The organism is Bradyrhizobium frederickii (assembly GCF_004570865.1).
Classification (GTDB): domain Bacteria; phylum Pseudomonadota; class Alphaproteobacteria; order Rhizobiales; family Xanthobacteraceae; genus Bradyrhizobium; species Bradyrhizobium frederickii.
Map to the genome: position 1 here is coordinate 108,275 of NZ_SPQS01000020.1, position 13,005 is coordinate 121,279.

Here is a 13,005-nt window from a genome sequence, read left to right on the forward strand (position 1 = left end):
GACACCCACACATGGCTAAGGAAGAGCTGATCCAGTTCGAAGGACTGGTCACCGAAATCCTCCCCGACGCCCGCTACCGCGTGCAGCTCGATGCCGGACACGAGATCGTCGCCTATACCGCCGGCAAGATGAAGAAGAACCGCATCAAGACTCTGGCGGGCGACCGCGTGACGGTCGAGATGTCGCCCTATGACCTCGAGAAGGGCCGGCTGATTTTCCGCCACAAGGACGAGCGTCCCAGCACGGCCGGTGGACCTCCCCGTCCCGGACAGCGCGGCGGCCAGTTCCGCCGTCGCTAGTCGACGCCGGCGCGCGAGCGCGGCAGTAATTCCGACCTTTCTGTTGGTCCGCCGTGAACATCACGGCGGATCAAAAATCGTGCGCGACTGGATTGTTTTGACGCTGGAATTCCGATAAAATGAATTTATCGATTTTCGGCCGGACGACATTAGCATCCACCGGTACAGCCGGTTCAGACACGCTGACGACCCTTCCAAAAATTCGATCTAACTGGCCTGCGCGAGCAGGCTCTCACATTGTGTTATCTGAGAAGGGACTACCCCCGTGAGCATGGGAACCGTGAAGTGGTTTAACGCGACCAAAGGCTTCGGCTTCATTCAGCCGGACGACGGCGGCCAGGACGTGTTCGTCCACATCAGCGCTGTGGAACGTGCGGGCCTCGGCACGCTGCGTGAAGGTCAGAAGATCTCCTACGAGATCGTGGCCGACCGTCGTTCCGGCAAGTCGGCAGCAGACAACCTCCGCGCCGCAGGCTGAACCCGCCGGGCTTCGCCCGATCGGCTCGCAAGAAGCAAGAAGGCCGTGCTCTACGCACGGCCTTTTCATTTGCAGGCCCTGCTCGGGGACATCAGCACGACGACGGCACGTTGTTGTATAGAACGCAAGTCGCCTGGCGCGGCCGCGTGTAGGACAGATCTCTCAGCGGTATGCTCGACTTCAACACGTAGCCCACCGACGGTGTGTATGTGTAGCTCGCCTCGCTGAGGATGAGGTAGGTCGACGGAATCAGCAGCGTCGACGGAATCTCGTTGGTCACCTTGTCGCCAGCCTTCCGGCCCGAGGTCGCCAGCGTCGCTTGCGTCGCGCCGCTCGCGATGGTTCCGGCCTTGCTCCACTGGACCGTGGCAATGCTGTTCGCATCGATATAGATCTGGGAAATCGAGCCTTTCACGAGAGTAGCGTCGTAAGGCATGACGATCGAGATGCTCGCCGTGAACGTGTTCTGCATGTCGGCATCGGCAAGCGTCGTCGACTGCGACGTCAGATCGGACAGCGTCCGTGCAATCAACGTGACTTTGCGATCGATCGCCACCGCCGACGAGAATTCGACGGTCCCGAAGAACATCACCAGCATCAGCGGGACGATGACCGCGAATTCGGTCGCCGCGAGCGCGCGCGTGTCGGCGACGAAGTCACGCGCCGAGCAGCGGGCATTGTTGAAGAAGTTCGCCATCGCCTGCATTGGTCCGCCCAGATCCATCCGCCTCAGAAGGGTTCGTTCTTGAAGGCTGCGGTCGCCACCAGCAGCCGCTTATTGCTGCAGCCGATGTTGTAGCCGAGGCCGGTGACGAAGAGCGGCCATTGATAGAACAGCCGCACCACGACGACCTGGCTGGAGCTGCCGGGATTGTATTGCACACCGGCCGGATTGAAGGTGCAGGAATCGCCGTAATTGGTGAGGCTCAGCGCCGTGAAGGAGCTGGTGCTGACTACGTCGACGTAAAGCTTGCTGCAATCGAACAGCGCCGGGATCTGGCTGCAGACATAGGCCTTGAACGTGGTCTGATCGCACGCCGTGACCGCGTTGGGCACCGTTTGACAGGCCGCCACCGAGCCGCCCTGCGCTTGCGCCTGACCGGTCAGAATCGCACGCGCCGAATTCTGGGTGATGGTCTCGAGCACTTGCCCTGCGAAGAACACCAAGGCGGTCTCGATGATGGCGAACAGCAGCCCGAAGAAGATCGGAGCGACCAGCGCGAACTCGACCGCCGCGGAGCCGCGGCGGCTGCCACGAAACCGGCATAGCGCCTTCCGGAGCGTGAATCTCGTAGGCGGAAGCGATGGCATCGCGTCAAATTCCCCGGCAGCGGCGATCATCTGCTTCGTTCAATAGCTAAAACTGATTGTTTAAGTGTTGCAGGTGATTCACGCTGCGCGAACCGCTCGGTTAGGGATGCGTTAACCCGCACGGCGGCGGCGGCCAAGGACGGCGCGCGCGGAGGCACGTCGCCTGGCAGGCGATCCACTCCGGCGCGAAGCCGCCAATCGATCCGGCTAGTTGGACTTGGTGGCCGCGCCGGCGTTGCCGCTAGCACTGCTGCTCAGCGAGCCGGCCTGGCTCATGGTGTTGTTGAAGTAGGTGTCGCTGTCGCCGAGCGTCACCCGACGCTGGCAAATCGGCATGCAGCTGTAGGACTCGCGCTCGATCCCGCGATAGACGGTGACGAGCCGGTCGCTCGGGCCTTCGACCTGGATCTGGCGGTCGACCAGAATCTCGCCGTTCCGGTCGAGCGCAATGAAATTGGTGGCACCGTAGCCCTTGCCGGTCACGACGATCATGCCGCCGGGCTGGAGCGTGACGTCGGCGATCAGGGGATTGCCGACCACGATGGTCGCCACCTTGCCGGGCAGCCGCACCAGCTTGGCCTGGTCGACGTTGACGGCGATGGTGTCGGCGGTCGGTTCGGCGAGGCCGGCAGCCGGCGATGCCAGCAGTGCGGCAGCAACCAGAACACAGACCCGCGCATGACGGCGCAGCAATTCCTTACGCATACTCATACTCCCGGGACGTCACAAACCGGCAGAAGCGAACAGATAACAGCGGAGCCGGTGCCCGACCCGGCTAACCTGCCCTTAATTTGTGAACGTTCCGCAAACTCGGCGACGATTGTTTGAACGTCCTGGATGTTTAGGGCCGATGGTCCCGTCCTAGCGGCGGAACGGATAGGCCAATTGGCCCCCGATCTCCTTCGGTATGGCCGCTTCGTCCTTGCCGTAATCCTGCGGCAGCCGCCCCTCCGGCATGCGGAAAGTGCCGAACAGCACGTCCCAGACCGGGAACGTCCCGGCGAAGTTGGTGTTGCCGCCCTCTTCGAGCGAAGTGTGGTGCCAGCGGTGGAACACCGGCGTTGCCAGCAGATATTTGAACGGTCCGAAGGTCCAGTTCAGATTGGCGTGCACGAACGCCGAATGGAAGGTGGTGAACGGACCGACCCAGAGCATGATGTTCGGGGAAATGCCGGCCATCAGCAACACGACGTCGACGCTGATCGTCCCGAGCAAGAGATTGATGGGATGGAAGCGGGCCGCCGAAATCCATCCGATTTCCTCGGAGGAATGATGGATGGCGTGGTACTTCCAGAAGCCGCCGTCATGGAAGGTCCGGTGGATCCAATACAGCATGAAGTCGGACAGCACCAGGAACAGAAGGGCCTGCACCCACAGAGGCAGCTGCGCCAGCGGCCCATGGCCGTTGTCATAGAAGGCGATGAGCTCGTCGGCGTCGTGGATGTTGAAGACGGCGGCGGCGCCGACGATCAGAAGTCCGATCCGCATGGTGCGGGCGAACACCGGAACGAAGATCCAATAGCAGATGTCGGTGATGATCTCCCGCTTGCGCCACCACGGGGCGCCGGGGTTGCAGGCCCAGAAATGCTCGAGCACGGTGAAGACCGCCGCGAGCACGAAGGTGATGGGGAGCAACTTCGCGATGGTCTCGCCGAGCATCAGGGCGACTTGCATGGGCAGGCTCGACATCATCGCCTCTCTCCGCGAATTCCGGTCCTCTCTTACGCCTACTCCGTGAAATTTAAGGGAGGGTGAAGCGGGCCGCCGCGCCGGCGATGTATCTGGAACTGAAATTGAAGCCGCGGCTTTAAGGCGAAATTCACTCTGGACGAAAGCATCGCGCCGGACGCGGGTTTACGCGATCGGATTAACTCTACCGAAAGAGCTCGGCTCTCATGGTCATCGGGTCAACGACAGCGCCGAACGAGGCGATCCCACCCGAATGGAGTTTGTTCATGAAGAACTTGATTGCGCGTTTCGCGAAGGACGAATCCGGCGCGACCGCCATCGAATACGGTCTGATCGCCGCCGGCATCGCGCTGGCCATCATCACCGTCGTCAACAGCCTCGGCAGCACGCTGAACACCAAGTTCACCTCGATCAGCACCGGGCTGAAGTAAGCAACAGACCAACGACGGCAAAAGCCCCGGATCTCCGGGGCCTTTGTTTTTCTGAAGACGGCGAGTTCCAGTGGCGTTGCGTGAGTACAGAACCGGTGCCGCGGTCGCGGCGAACGAGGCAGCTGCGGCGCAGGCCGGCTCGCCGGTCTTTTGGGTCTGCCTTGCGCTGCTGCTTGCGACGGTCGCACTCGCCGCGCGCATTGCCAGCCTCTGGTAAAGCACGCGCTCCTCAGCTTCGGCCTTGCGTGACCCTCGCGGCCGTTGTCGGTTTGTTTAGCACTGCCGGCTAGAATTCGGCGACGCCAGCTTCCGCGGCAAATCCAGGCCTCAAGACGCACGCCATGATCCTCGACCTTGCGCGCCTTATGCTCTTCCCTGCCCTGATGGCGTTCGCCGCCGCGAGCGATCTGTTCACGATGACGATCTCGAATCGCGTGTCGCTGGCGCTGGTCGCAGGCTTCTTCGCGCTCGCCCTCGCCGGTGGCATGGCACCTTACGAGATGCTGAGCCATGTCGGCGCCGGCGCGCTTCTGCTCGTCGTGGCCTTCACCTGCTTTGCGATGGGCTGGGTCGGCGGCGGCGATGCCAAGGTCGCGGCCTCCGTCGCGCTCTGGTTCGGGTTCGCACAGCTGATGAACTTCCTGCTCTACGCCTCGCTGTTCGGCGGCGCGCTGACGCTGCTCCTGCTCCAATTCCGGCAATGGCCGCTGCCTTACGGGCTGGCGGGTCAGGCCTGGCTTGCACGGCTGCACGCCAAGGAGAGCGGCATCCCCTACGGCATCGCGCTCGCGCTGAGCGCGCTGATGGTCTACCCGGAGACCGAATGGGTGAAGGCGATCGACCTCGCTCACCTCGCGCTGCGCTGAACGCACCGGGTAAACCCGGCGTTAAGGCGATTTAGATACGCCTCATTAACCATGCTTTGACGAATAGCTGGTCAACTGCCGATTACGGCGGCGGCAGCGTCGCGGCGTCTTGTTGGAAAGTGAAGCGTATGAATAGGGCACGCATTGTCGTCCTGGCGGTCGCCATCAGCGCCGGCGGCGTCGCCGCGTACCTGGCGAGCGGCTCGGACCAATCTGCGCCGCCTCCCGCGGCTCCGGTCGCACAGCTTCCCACCGTCGACGTCCTCGTTGCCAAGAACGACATCGGCCTCGGCCAGACCGTGAAGCCGGAAGACGTGCAATGGCAGACCTGGCCGGCCGCGACCGCCAGCGCCACCTTCATCCGCCGCAACGAACGTCCCGAGGGCGCGACCCAGGTCACCGGTTCGATCGCGCGCGCCCCTTTCATTCAAGGTGAGCCGATCCGCGACCAGAAGCTGGTCAAGGCCGAAGGCTCCGGCTTCATGGCTGCAATCCTGCCCACCGGCATGCGGGCGATCTCGACCGAGATCTCGCCGGAGACCGGCGCAGGCGGCTTCATCCTGCCCAACGATCGCGTCGACGTCCTGCTGACCCGCCGGCTGAAGAATCCGGACCAGAACAACGGCGCGCCCGACATCATCACCTCCGAGATCATCCTGGCCAATATCCGGGTCCTCGCCATCGACCAGGCGCCAAAGGAAAAGGACGGCCAGAACGCGGTGATCGGCAAGACCGTCACCCTCGAGCTCAATCCCGCGCAGACCGCGACGCTCTCCGCAGCCCGCCAGAGCGGCACGCTGTCGCTGGCGCTGCGCAGCATCGTCGACGTCAAGATGAGCGAAATCACGCTCGATGATTCCGCGCAGAAGCGGGACGGCGTTTCGATCATTCGCTACGGCATTCCAAGTCAGACGGCGAAAGCACGATGAAGACAGTCGATATGAAACGCAGGGTGGATTTGGCGACGATGCGAACCTCGGTGGTTCGCGCCCTGTCGTTTTCGGCCGCTCTGGCGCTGGCGCTCAACCCGGTGCTGACCCCCGTGGTCGCCGCCGATTACCGTCCCGGGGCGACGGCCGCGGCGGATGGCCAGATGAACGCGCGCTTCCTCTCGCTCGGCGTCGGCAAATCCGTCGTGATCGACCTGCCGCGCGACATCAAGGACGTGCTGGTGGCCGATCCCAAGATCGCCAACGCTGTGGTCCGCTCGGCGCAGCGCGCCTATATCATCGGTGCCACGGTCGGCCAGACCAATATCGTGTTCTTCGATTCCGCCGGTCAGCAGATTGCGGCCTATGACATCGCGGTCAAGCGCGACCTCAACGGCGTGCGGGCCGCGCTGAAGCAGGTTCTGCCCAATTCGGACATTCAGATCGACGGACTCGGCGACGGCATTGTCCTGACCGGCACGGCGGCCAATCCGATGGAAGCGCAGCAGGCCAACGAGCTCGCCGCGCGCCTGGCCGGCGGCGCCGACAAGGTGGTGAACTCGATCGTGGTGCGCGGCCGCGACCAGGTCATGCTCAAGGTGACGGTGGCGGAGGTCCAGCGCACCATCGTCAAGCAGCTCGGCATCGACCTGACCGCCAGCCTCAATTACGGCACGTCGGTGGTGAGCTTCAGCAACTCCAATCCGTTCACGGCGCTCGGCAAGAACCTCGTGGACGGCAACAATTTGACGACGAAGTTCGGCGGCTCGTCGTCGGTGCAGGCCACCCTGCGCGCGATGGAAAACGCGGGCGTGATCCGCACGCTGGCCGAACCGAACCTGACCGCAATCTCCGGTGAATCGGCAACGTTCATCGCCGGCGGCGAATTCCCGGTCCCGGCTGGCTATGCGTGCGACCCCACCACCCACGTCTGCACCACCCAGATCAGCTTCAAGAAGTTCGGTATCTCGCTCAACTTCACCCCTGTGGTGCTGAGCGAAGGCAAGATCAGCCTGCGCGTGATGACCGAGGTCTCGGAGCTCTCGAACGAAAACGCGATCACGCTGTCGCAGGCCGTGACCTCGACCTCGGTGAACTCGCTGACGGTGCCCTCGATCAGGACCCGCCGCGCGGAGACCTCGCTGGAAATTCCCTCCGGCGGCGCGATGGCGATGGCCGGCCTGATCCAGCAGCAGACCAAGCAGGCGATCAGCGGACTGCCGGGGATCATGCAGCTCCCGATCCTCGGCACGCTGTTCCGCAGCCGGGACTTCGTCAACAACGCGACCGAGCTGGTCGTGATCGTGACGCCCTATGTCGTTCGCGCGGTGGCGCCAAAGGACCTGTCGCGGCCGGATGACGGCTTCACGCCGCCTGCGGATCCACAGGTCCAGCTGCTCGGCAGCATCAACCGCATCTATGGCGTGCCCGGCCGGACCGAACCGGCCAAGAACTACCGCGGCACCTACGGCTTCATTACCGACTGAGGCGGAACGGGGACTTCACGATGATCACAAGACCACCCCAGCTTCGCAAGCGCGCCATCCGTCTCGGTGGCGCGCTGGTCGCAATGGCGCTCGCGCTCGGCGGCTGCCAACACGACGAAGTGGTTACTGCCTCGATTCCCGACGACTACAAGCAGCGCCACCCGATCGCGATCGAGGAGCAGAATCGCTCGATCGTCGTCTTCGTCGGCCATGCCCGTGGCGGATTGACCGCTTCCCAGCGCGCCGACGTGATGGGCGTCGCATCGGCATGGCTGCACGAAGGCACGGGCGCCATCCGCATCGACGCACCGTCCGGCACGCCCAATGCGCGTCCGGTCGCGGACACGATGCGCGAAATCCAGGCGATGCTGGCGGCGGCAGGCGTTCCGCCGCGGGCCGTCAACGTTCGCCCCTACCAGCCCGAGGACAAGCGCTTCCTGCCGCCGATCCGTCTCACCTATTCCAAGATCGCAGCGATCGCAGGTCCCTGCGGCCTGTGGCCGGACGACATCGGCCCTTCGATGAAGAACAAGAGCTGGTTCGAGAACAAGGACTACTACAATTACGGTTGCGCCTATCAGCGCAACCTCGCGGCGATGGTCGACAATCCGTCGGACCTCGAGCAGCCGCGGCCTGAAACGCCGTCCTACACCCCCCGGCGCATCACCGGTCTCGAGAAGTACCGCAAGGGACTCACGAGCGCGACCACCTATCCCGAAGCCGACAAGGCCAAACTCAGCGACACCGGCAAATGATCAGCTACGCTCGCCAGACACACGAAGAGCAGCCGGAAGCGCCCCCTCCACCGGTCGAGGAGCATATTGCGCCGGCGCCGCGCGTCTCGGTCCAGGCCTTCTGCGAGACCGTCGAGACCGCTGCCGCGGTCCAGTCGGCCGGCGAGGACCGCCGCCTCGGCAAGGCCCATCTGAAGATCCAGATGGGCGGCATGGCGGCCGCGATCGAAGCCTACCGCTCGGCTCCCACGCCGAACGTGATCGTGCTCGAGAGCGACGGCCGCAACGACCTCCTGGGCGGGCTCGACCAGCTCGCCACCGTCTGCGACGCCGGCACCCGCGTAGTCGTGATCGGCCGCATCAACGACGTCACGCTCTACCGCGAGCTGGTGCGCCGCGGCGTCAGCGACTATGTGCTCGCGCCGGTCGGCGCGATCGACGTCGTACGCTCGATCTGCAACCTGTTCTCGGCGCCGGAAGCCAAGGCGGTCGGCCGCATCATCGCCGTGGTCGGCGCCAAGGGGGGCGTCGGGGCTTCCACCATCTCGCACAACGTCGCCTGGGCGATCGCGCGCGACCTCGCAATGGACGCCGTCGTCGCCGATCTCGACCTGGCCTTCGGTACTGCCGGGCTCGACTACAACCAGGATCCGCCGCAGGGCATTGCCGACGCCGTGTTCTCGCCCGATCGCGTCGACACCGCCTTCATCGACCGCCTGCTGTCGAAATGTACCGACCATCTCAGCCTGCTGGCGGCGCCGGCGACGCTCGACCGGGTCTATGATTTCGGCACCGACGCCTTCGATTCCGTGTTCGACACGCTGCGCTCCACCATGCCGTGCATCGTGCTCGACATTCCGCACCAATGGTCGGGCTGGACCAAGCGCGCCTTGATCGGAGCGGACGATATCTTGATCGTGGCCGCCCCTGACCTCGCCAATCTGCGCAATACCAAGAATTTGTTCGATCTGTTGAAGGCCGCGCGCCCCAACGATCGGCCGCCGCTCTACTGCCTGAATCAGGTCGGCGTGCCGAAACGGCCCGAAATCGCCGCCGCGGAGTTCGCCAAGGCGATCGAGAGCCAGCCGATCGTCTCGATCCCGTTCGAGCCGCAGATCTTCGGCTCGGCGGCCAACAACGGCCAGATGATCGCGGAGATCTCCGCCAACCACAAGTCGATCGAGATGTTCCTTCAGATCGCCCAGCGCCTGACCGGCCGCTCCGAAACCAAGAAACAAAAGTCGTCCCTGTTTTCACCCCTGATTGACAAGTTGCGGGGAAAATAAGCCGCCGCATGGAGTTGTTAAGTGTTCGGTAAGCGTAGCGGAACAGACACCGACCTTCGGGCGCCCAAGCCCGGCGCCGTGTCGCTCGAGCCTGCCCAGGCTCCGGCGCCGACGGTGTCGCGCGCCCCGCCTCCGCCGGCCGTTGTCTCGCCGCCGCTTGCTCCCGCCAAGGCCCCGCCGCCCCCGGCCATGGAGAGCCGGCGTTCGGACAATTACTACGAGGTCAAGGCGACCATCTTCGGCGCGCTGATCGAGGCGATCGACCTCGCCCAGCTGGCCAAGCTAGATTCGGAATCCGCCCGCGAGGAAATCCGCGACATCGTCAACGAGATCATCGCGATCAAGAACATCGTGATGTCGATCGCCGAGCAGGAGGAGCTGCTCGACGACATCTGCAACGACGTTCTCGGCTACGGTCCGCTCGAGCCGCTGCTGTCTCGCGACGATATCGCCGACATCATGGTCAACGGCGCCAACACCGTCTACATCGAGGTCGCCGGCAAGATCCAGCGCACCGGTATCCGCTTTCGCGACAACCAGCAGCTCCTCAACATCTGCCAGCGCATCGTCAGCCAGGTCGGCCGGCGCGTCGACGAATCCTCGCCGATCTGCGACGCGCGCCTCGCCGACGGCTCCCGCGTCAACGCCATCGTGCCGCCGCTGTCGATCGACGGCCCGACGCTCACCATCCGCAAGTTCAAGAAGGACAAGCTGACGCTGGATCAGCTCGTCAAGTTCGGCGCGATCTCGCCGGAAGGCGCCGAGATCCTCCAGATCATCGGTCGCGTCCGCTGCAACGTGCTGATCTCCGGCGGTACAGGCTCGGGCAAGACGACGCTGCTCAACTGTCTGACCAATTACATCGAGCACGACGAGCGCGTCATCACCTGCGAGGACGCTGCCGAGCTCCAGCTCCAGCAGCCCCATGTGGTGCGGCTGGAGACCCGTCCGCCCAACATCGAGGGGGAGGGCCAGGTCACCATGCGCGAGTTGGTGCGCAACTGCCTGCGTATGCGGCCCGAACGCATCATCGTCGGCGAAGTCCGCGGACCCGAGGCGTTCGACCTGCTCCAGGCCATGAACACCGGCCATGACGGGTCGATGGGCACGCTGCATGCCAACAACCCGCGCGAAGCGCTGTCGCGCTGCGAATCCATGATCACGATGGGCGGCTTTTCCCTGCCCTCGCGAACGATCCGCGAGATGATCTGCGCCTCGATCGACGTCATCGTCCAGGCCGCGCGACTGCGCGACGGCTCGCGCCGCATCACCCACATCACCGAGGTGATGGGCATGGAGGGCGACACCATCATCACCCAGGACATCTTCCTCTACGACATGATCGGCGAGGACGCTAACGGCAAGATCATCGGCCGGCACCGCTCGACCGGTATCGGCCGTCCGAAGTTCTGGGAACGCGCCCGCTATTACGGCGAGGAGAAGCGCCTTGCCGCCGCGCTCGACGCCGCGGAAGTGGCGCCGACGACGTGAGCAGGTCAGCGACGCCATGAACATACAGGTCCTCGCCCTCGCATTTCTCGCCACCGCAGCGGTCGGCGGCATCGCCTGGGTCTTCCTCTATCCGCTGCTCTCCGGGGAACGGAAGGCGGAAAGCCGGCGCGCCTCGATCTCGCGTGCCGACGCGCCGATGGCCAAGCAGAGCGAAAAGAGCCAGCGATCGCGCCGCGAGCAGGTCGAAACGTCGCTGAAGGACCTCGAGGCACGGCGTCAGCAGGAGAAGAGCGTTCCGCTCAACGTTCGCCTCTCCCAGGCCGGTCTGGACTGGACGCCGCAGAAATTCTGGATCGTGTCCGCCGTCGTGGCGGGCGTGCTGTTCGCGGCGGCCCTGTTCATCGGCGGCGGCCTGCTCGGCGCCGCTGGTCTCGCCTTTGCCGGAGGTTTTGGCCTGCCGCGCTGGGCCCTCGGCTTCCTGAAGAAGCGCCGGGAAGACAAGTTCCTGAAGGCACTGCCCGATGCGGTCGACGTCATCGTCCGCGGCATCAAGGCCGGCCTGCCGTTGTTCGAATCGATCAAGGTCGTCGCGGCCGATTCGCCCGAGCCGCTGCGCAGCGAATTCCTCGCCATCATCGAGACGCAGGCGATCGGTATGCCGCTGGGCGAGGCTTGCTCCCGGCTCTATGAGCGCATGCCGCTGCCCGAAGCCAACTTTTTCGGCATCGTCATCTCGATCCAGCAGAAATCGGGCGGCAACCTCTCCGAGGCGCTGGGCAACCTCTCCAAGGTGCTGCGCGACCGCAAGAAGATGAAAGAGAAGATCCAGGCGATGTCGATGGAAGCCAAGGCCTCGGCCGGCATCATCGGCTCGTTGCCGCCGATCGTGATGTTCCTCGTCTATCTCACGACGCCGCACTACATCTCGCTACTTTGGACTCATCCCACCGGCCAGCTGATGCTGGTCGGCTGCGTCGTCTGGATGTCGATCGGCATCATGGTGATGAAAAAGATGATCAATTTCGACTTCTGACGGTGCCGCATGGTCGAGTTCCTCGTTTCAAAACTGCATGACGTCCGTTTCATGACCATGTTGCTGGCGGCCGTCGCCGCCAGCGCCACCGTCTATACGCTGGTGATGCCGCTGTTCGCCGGCGAGGGACTCTCCAAGCGCATGAAGGCGGTCGCGAGCGAGCGTGAGCGCATTCGGCAGCGCGAGCGCGAGCGCCTTCACAAGAACGAAAAGGTCTCGCTGCGCCAGACGCCGAAGCAGCTCGTCTCCAAGGTCGTGGAGGACTTCAACCTCACCAAATGGCTCGCGCAGGAGGCGGCGCGGGACAAGCTCATCATGGCCGGCTACCGCGGCCAGGCGCCCTACATCACCTTCCTGTTTGCCCGCTTGGTCACCCCGATCGTGCTCTTCGTCGGCTCGCTCCTCTACGTTTTCGTGATCGCGCACATGGACAGGCCGATGCCGATCAAGATCGGCATCTGCATCGGCGCGGCCTATCTCGGTCTCCAGGCGCCGATGCTGTTCCTGAAGAATGCGATCTCCAAGCGCCAGCTCTCGATCAAGCGCGCCTTTCCCGATGCACTGGACCTGCTTCTGATCTGTATCGAATCCGGCATGTCGGTCGAAATGGCGTTCCGGAAGGTTGCCACCGAAATCGTGGGACAGTCGATTGCGCTGTCGGAGGAGTTCACGCTGACCACGGCCGAATTGTCCTACCTGCAGGACCGCAAGGTCGCCTATGAGAATTTGGCGCGACGCACCGGGCTCGAGGGCGTCAAGTCGGTCTGTCTCGCGCTTCAGCAGGCGGAGCGCTACGGCACCCCGCTCGGTCAATCCTTGCGCGTCATGGCACAGGAAAACCGCGACATGCGGATGACCGAGGCCGAGAAGAAGGCCGCCGCGTTGCCGCCGAAACTGACGGTGCCGATGATCCTGTTCTTCCTGCCGGTGCTGTTCGTCGTCATTCTCGGACCGACCGGCATCAAGCTCACCGAGATGCAGTGACACAAGCCCCCGACCGCGCGCGGTCC

The 13,005-nt window shown here is 64.0% G+C and carries 16 protein-coding genes; 12 read left to right on the forward strand and 4 right to left on the reverse strand.

All coding sequences use genetic code 11. The features are described 5' to 3' along the window. The first annotated feature begins 11 nt into the window (after positions 1–11). Entirely contained in the window at positions 12–299 is a 288-nt protein-coding gene (infA, locus tag E4K64_RS29385) for a translation initiation factor IF-1 (RefSeq protein ID WP_024340539.1), read from the forward strand. Positions 300–564: 265 nt separating this feature from the next. Further along, positions 565–777, forward strand: a complete 213-nt coding sequence (locus tag E4K64_RS29390; protein WP_028138527.1) for a cold-shock protein — start codon at positions 565–567, stop codon at positions 775–777. Between the two features lie 91 nt (positions 778–868). Here the strand turns inward: E4K64_RS29390 and E4K64_RS29395 are convergent, their stop codons facing one another. From E4K64_RS29395 to E4K64_RS29410, 4 genes are all read right to left on the reverse strand, one after another. Further along, entirely contained in the window at positions 869–1,483 is a 615-nt protein-coding gene (locus tag E4K64_RS29395) for a TadE/TadG family type IV pilus assembly protein (RefSeq protein WP_135166595.1), read from the reverse strand. Between the two features lie 23 nt (positions 1,484–1,506). Further along, positions 1,507–2,088 carry a TadE/TadG family type IV pilus assembly protein gene (locus tag E4K64_RS29400; protein WP_135166596.1) on the reverse strand — a complete coding sequence of 194 codons (582 nt, stop codon included), beginning with the start codon at positions 2,086–2,088 and terminating at the stop codon, positions 1,507–1,509. Between the two features lie 207 nt (positions 2,089–2,295). Next, complete coding sequence (locus E4K64_RS29405) at positions 2,296–2,793, reverse strand: pilus assembly protein N-terminal domain-containing protein (RefSeq protein WP_135166598.1); 498 nt, start codon at positions 2,791–2,793, stop codon at positions 2,296–2,298. A gap of 156 nt (positions 2,794–2,949) precedes the next feature. After that, the gene (locus tag E4K64_RS29410; protein WP_126259731.1) at positions 2,950–3,777 is read right to left on the reverse strand and encodes a sterol desaturase family protein; all 828 of its coding nucleotides are present in this window, start codon (positions 3,775–3,777) and stop codon (positions 2,950–2,952) included. 266 nt (positions 3,778–4,043) lie between these two features. Here E4K64_RS29410 and E4K64_RS29415 point away from each other — a divergent pair, with 266 nt between their 5' ends. From E4K64_RS29415 to E4K64_RS29455, 10 genes are all read left to right on the forward strand, one after another. Continuing rightward, on the forward strand, positions 4,044–4,208 hold the full coding sequence (locus E4K64_RS29415; RefSeq protein WP_126259730.1) for a Flp family type IVb pilin: 165 nt from the start codon (positions 4,044–4,046) through the stop codon (positions 4,206–4,208). Between the two features lie 76 nt (positions 4,209–4,284). Continuing rightward, entirely contained in the window at positions 4,285–4,425 is a 141-nt protein-coding gene (locus E4K64_RS40610; RefSeq protein WP_164718848.1) for a hypothetical protein, read from the forward strand. Positions 4,426–4,549: 124 nt separating this feature from the next. After that, on the forward strand, positions 4,550–5,074 hold the full coding sequence (locus E4K64_RS29420) for an A24 family peptidase (RefSeq protein ID WP_135166600.1): 525 nt from the start codon (positions 4,550–4,552) through the stop codon (positions 5,072–5,074). A 128-nt stretch (positions 5,075–5,202) separates the two neighbouring features. After that, positions 5,203–6,003: a Flp pilus assembly protein CpaB gene (gene cpaB, locus E4K64_RS29425; protein WP_164718866.1), complete on the forward strand. Its 801-nt coding sequence runs from the start codon at positions 5,203–5,205 to the stop codon at positions 6,001–6,003. Between the two features lie 11 nt (positions 6,004–6,014). Then, positions 6,015–7,490 carry a type II and III secretion system protein family protein gene (locus tag E4K64_RS29430; protein WP_167772326.1) on the forward strand — a complete coding sequence of 492 codons (1,476 nt, stop codon included), beginning with the start codon at positions 6,015–6,017 and terminating at the stop codon, positions 7,488–7,490. Between the two features lie 20 nt (positions 7,491–7,510). Further along, positions 7,511–8,245 (forward strand): CpaD family pilus assembly protein, encoded by a 735-nt coding sequence (locus E4K64_RS29435; RefSeq protein ID WP_135166604.1) that lies wholly within the window; start codon positions 7,511–7,513, stop codon positions 8,243–8,245. Next, positions 8,242–9,510 carry a CpaE/TadZ family protein gene (locus E4K64_RS29440; RefSeq protein WP_135166605.1) on the forward strand — a complete coding sequence of 423 codons (1,269 nt, stop codon included), beginning with the start codon at positions 8,242–8,244 and terminating at the stop codon, positions 9,508–9,510. The genes E4K64_RS29435 and E4K64_RS29440 overlap by 4 nt, the downstream gene beginning before the upstream one ends. A gap of 21 nt (positions 9,511–9,531) precedes the next feature. Further along, on the forward strand, positions 9,532–11,001 hold the full coding sequence (locus tag E4K64_RS29445) for a TadA family conjugal transfer-associated ATPase (protein WP_135166606.1): 1,470 nt from the start codon (positions 9,532–9,534) through the stop codon (positions 10,999–11,001). Positions 11,002–11,017: 16 nt separating this feature from the next. Next, complete coding sequence (locus E4K64_RS29450; protein WP_126259723.1) at positions 11,018–11,995, forward strand: type II secretion system F family protein; 978 nt, start codon at positions 11,018–11,020, stop codon at positions 11,993–11,995. Between the two features lie 9 nt (positions 11,996–12,004). Next, complete coding sequence (locus E4K64_RS29455) at positions 12,005–12,979, forward strand: type II secretion system F family protein (RefSeq protein ID WP_135166607.1); 975 nt, start codon at positions 12,005–12,007, stop codon at positions 12,977–12,979. Positions 12,980–13,005 lie beyond the last annotated feature (26 nt).

Coding starts and splice junctions, on each gene's coding strand:
- infA (WP_024340539.1), top strand. CDS start 12: ATGGCTAAGGAAGAGCTGATCCAGTTCGAAGGACTGGTCACCGAAATC.
- E4K64_RS29395 (WP_135166595.1), bottom strand. CDS start 1,483: ATGCAGGCGATGGCGAACTTCTTCAACAATGCCCGCTGCTCGGCGCGT.
- E4K64_RS29400 (WP_135166596.1), bottom strand. CDS start 2,088: ATGCCATCGCTTCCGCCTACGAGATTCACGCTCCGGAAGGCGCTATGC.
- E4K64_RS29405 (WP_135166598.1), bottom strand. CDS start 2,793: ATGCGTAAGGAATTGCTGCGCCGTCATGCGCGGGTCTGTGTTCTGGTT.
- E4K64_RS29410 (WP_126259731.1), bottom strand. CDS start 3,777: ATGTCGAGCCTGCCCATGCAAGTCGCCCTGATGCTCGGCGAGACCATC.
- E4K64_RS29415 (WP_126259730.1), top strand. CDS start 4,044: ATGAAGAACTTGATTGCGCGTTTCGCGAAGGACGAATCCGGCGCGACC.
- E4K64_RS29420 (WP_135166600.1), top strand. CDS start 4,550: ATGATCCTCGACCTTGCGCGCCTTATGCTCTTCCCTGCCCTGATGGCG.
- cpaB (WP_164718866.1), top strand. CDS start 5,203: ATGAATAGGGCACGCATTGTCGTCCTGGCGGTCGCCATCAGCGCCGGC.
- E4K64_RS29430 (WP_167772326.1), top strand. CDS start 6,015: ATGAAACGCAGGGTGGATTTGGCGACGATGCGAACCTCGGTGGTTCGC.
- E4K64_RS29435 (WP_135166604.1), top strand. CDS start 7,511: ATGATCACAAGACCACCCCAGCTTCGCAAGCGCGCCATCCGTCTCGGT.
- E4K64_RS29440 (WP_135166605.1), top strand. CDS start 8,242: ATGATCAGCTACGCTCGCCAGACACACGAAGAGCAGCCGGAAGCGCCC.
- E4K64_RS29450 (WP_126259723.1), top strand. CDS start 11,018: ATGAACATACAGGTCCTCGCCCTCGCATTTCTCGCCACCGCAGCGGTC.
- E4K64_RS29455 (WP_135166607.1), top strand. CDS start 12,005: ATGGTCGAGTTCCTCGTTTCAAAACTGCATGACGTCCGTTTCATGACC.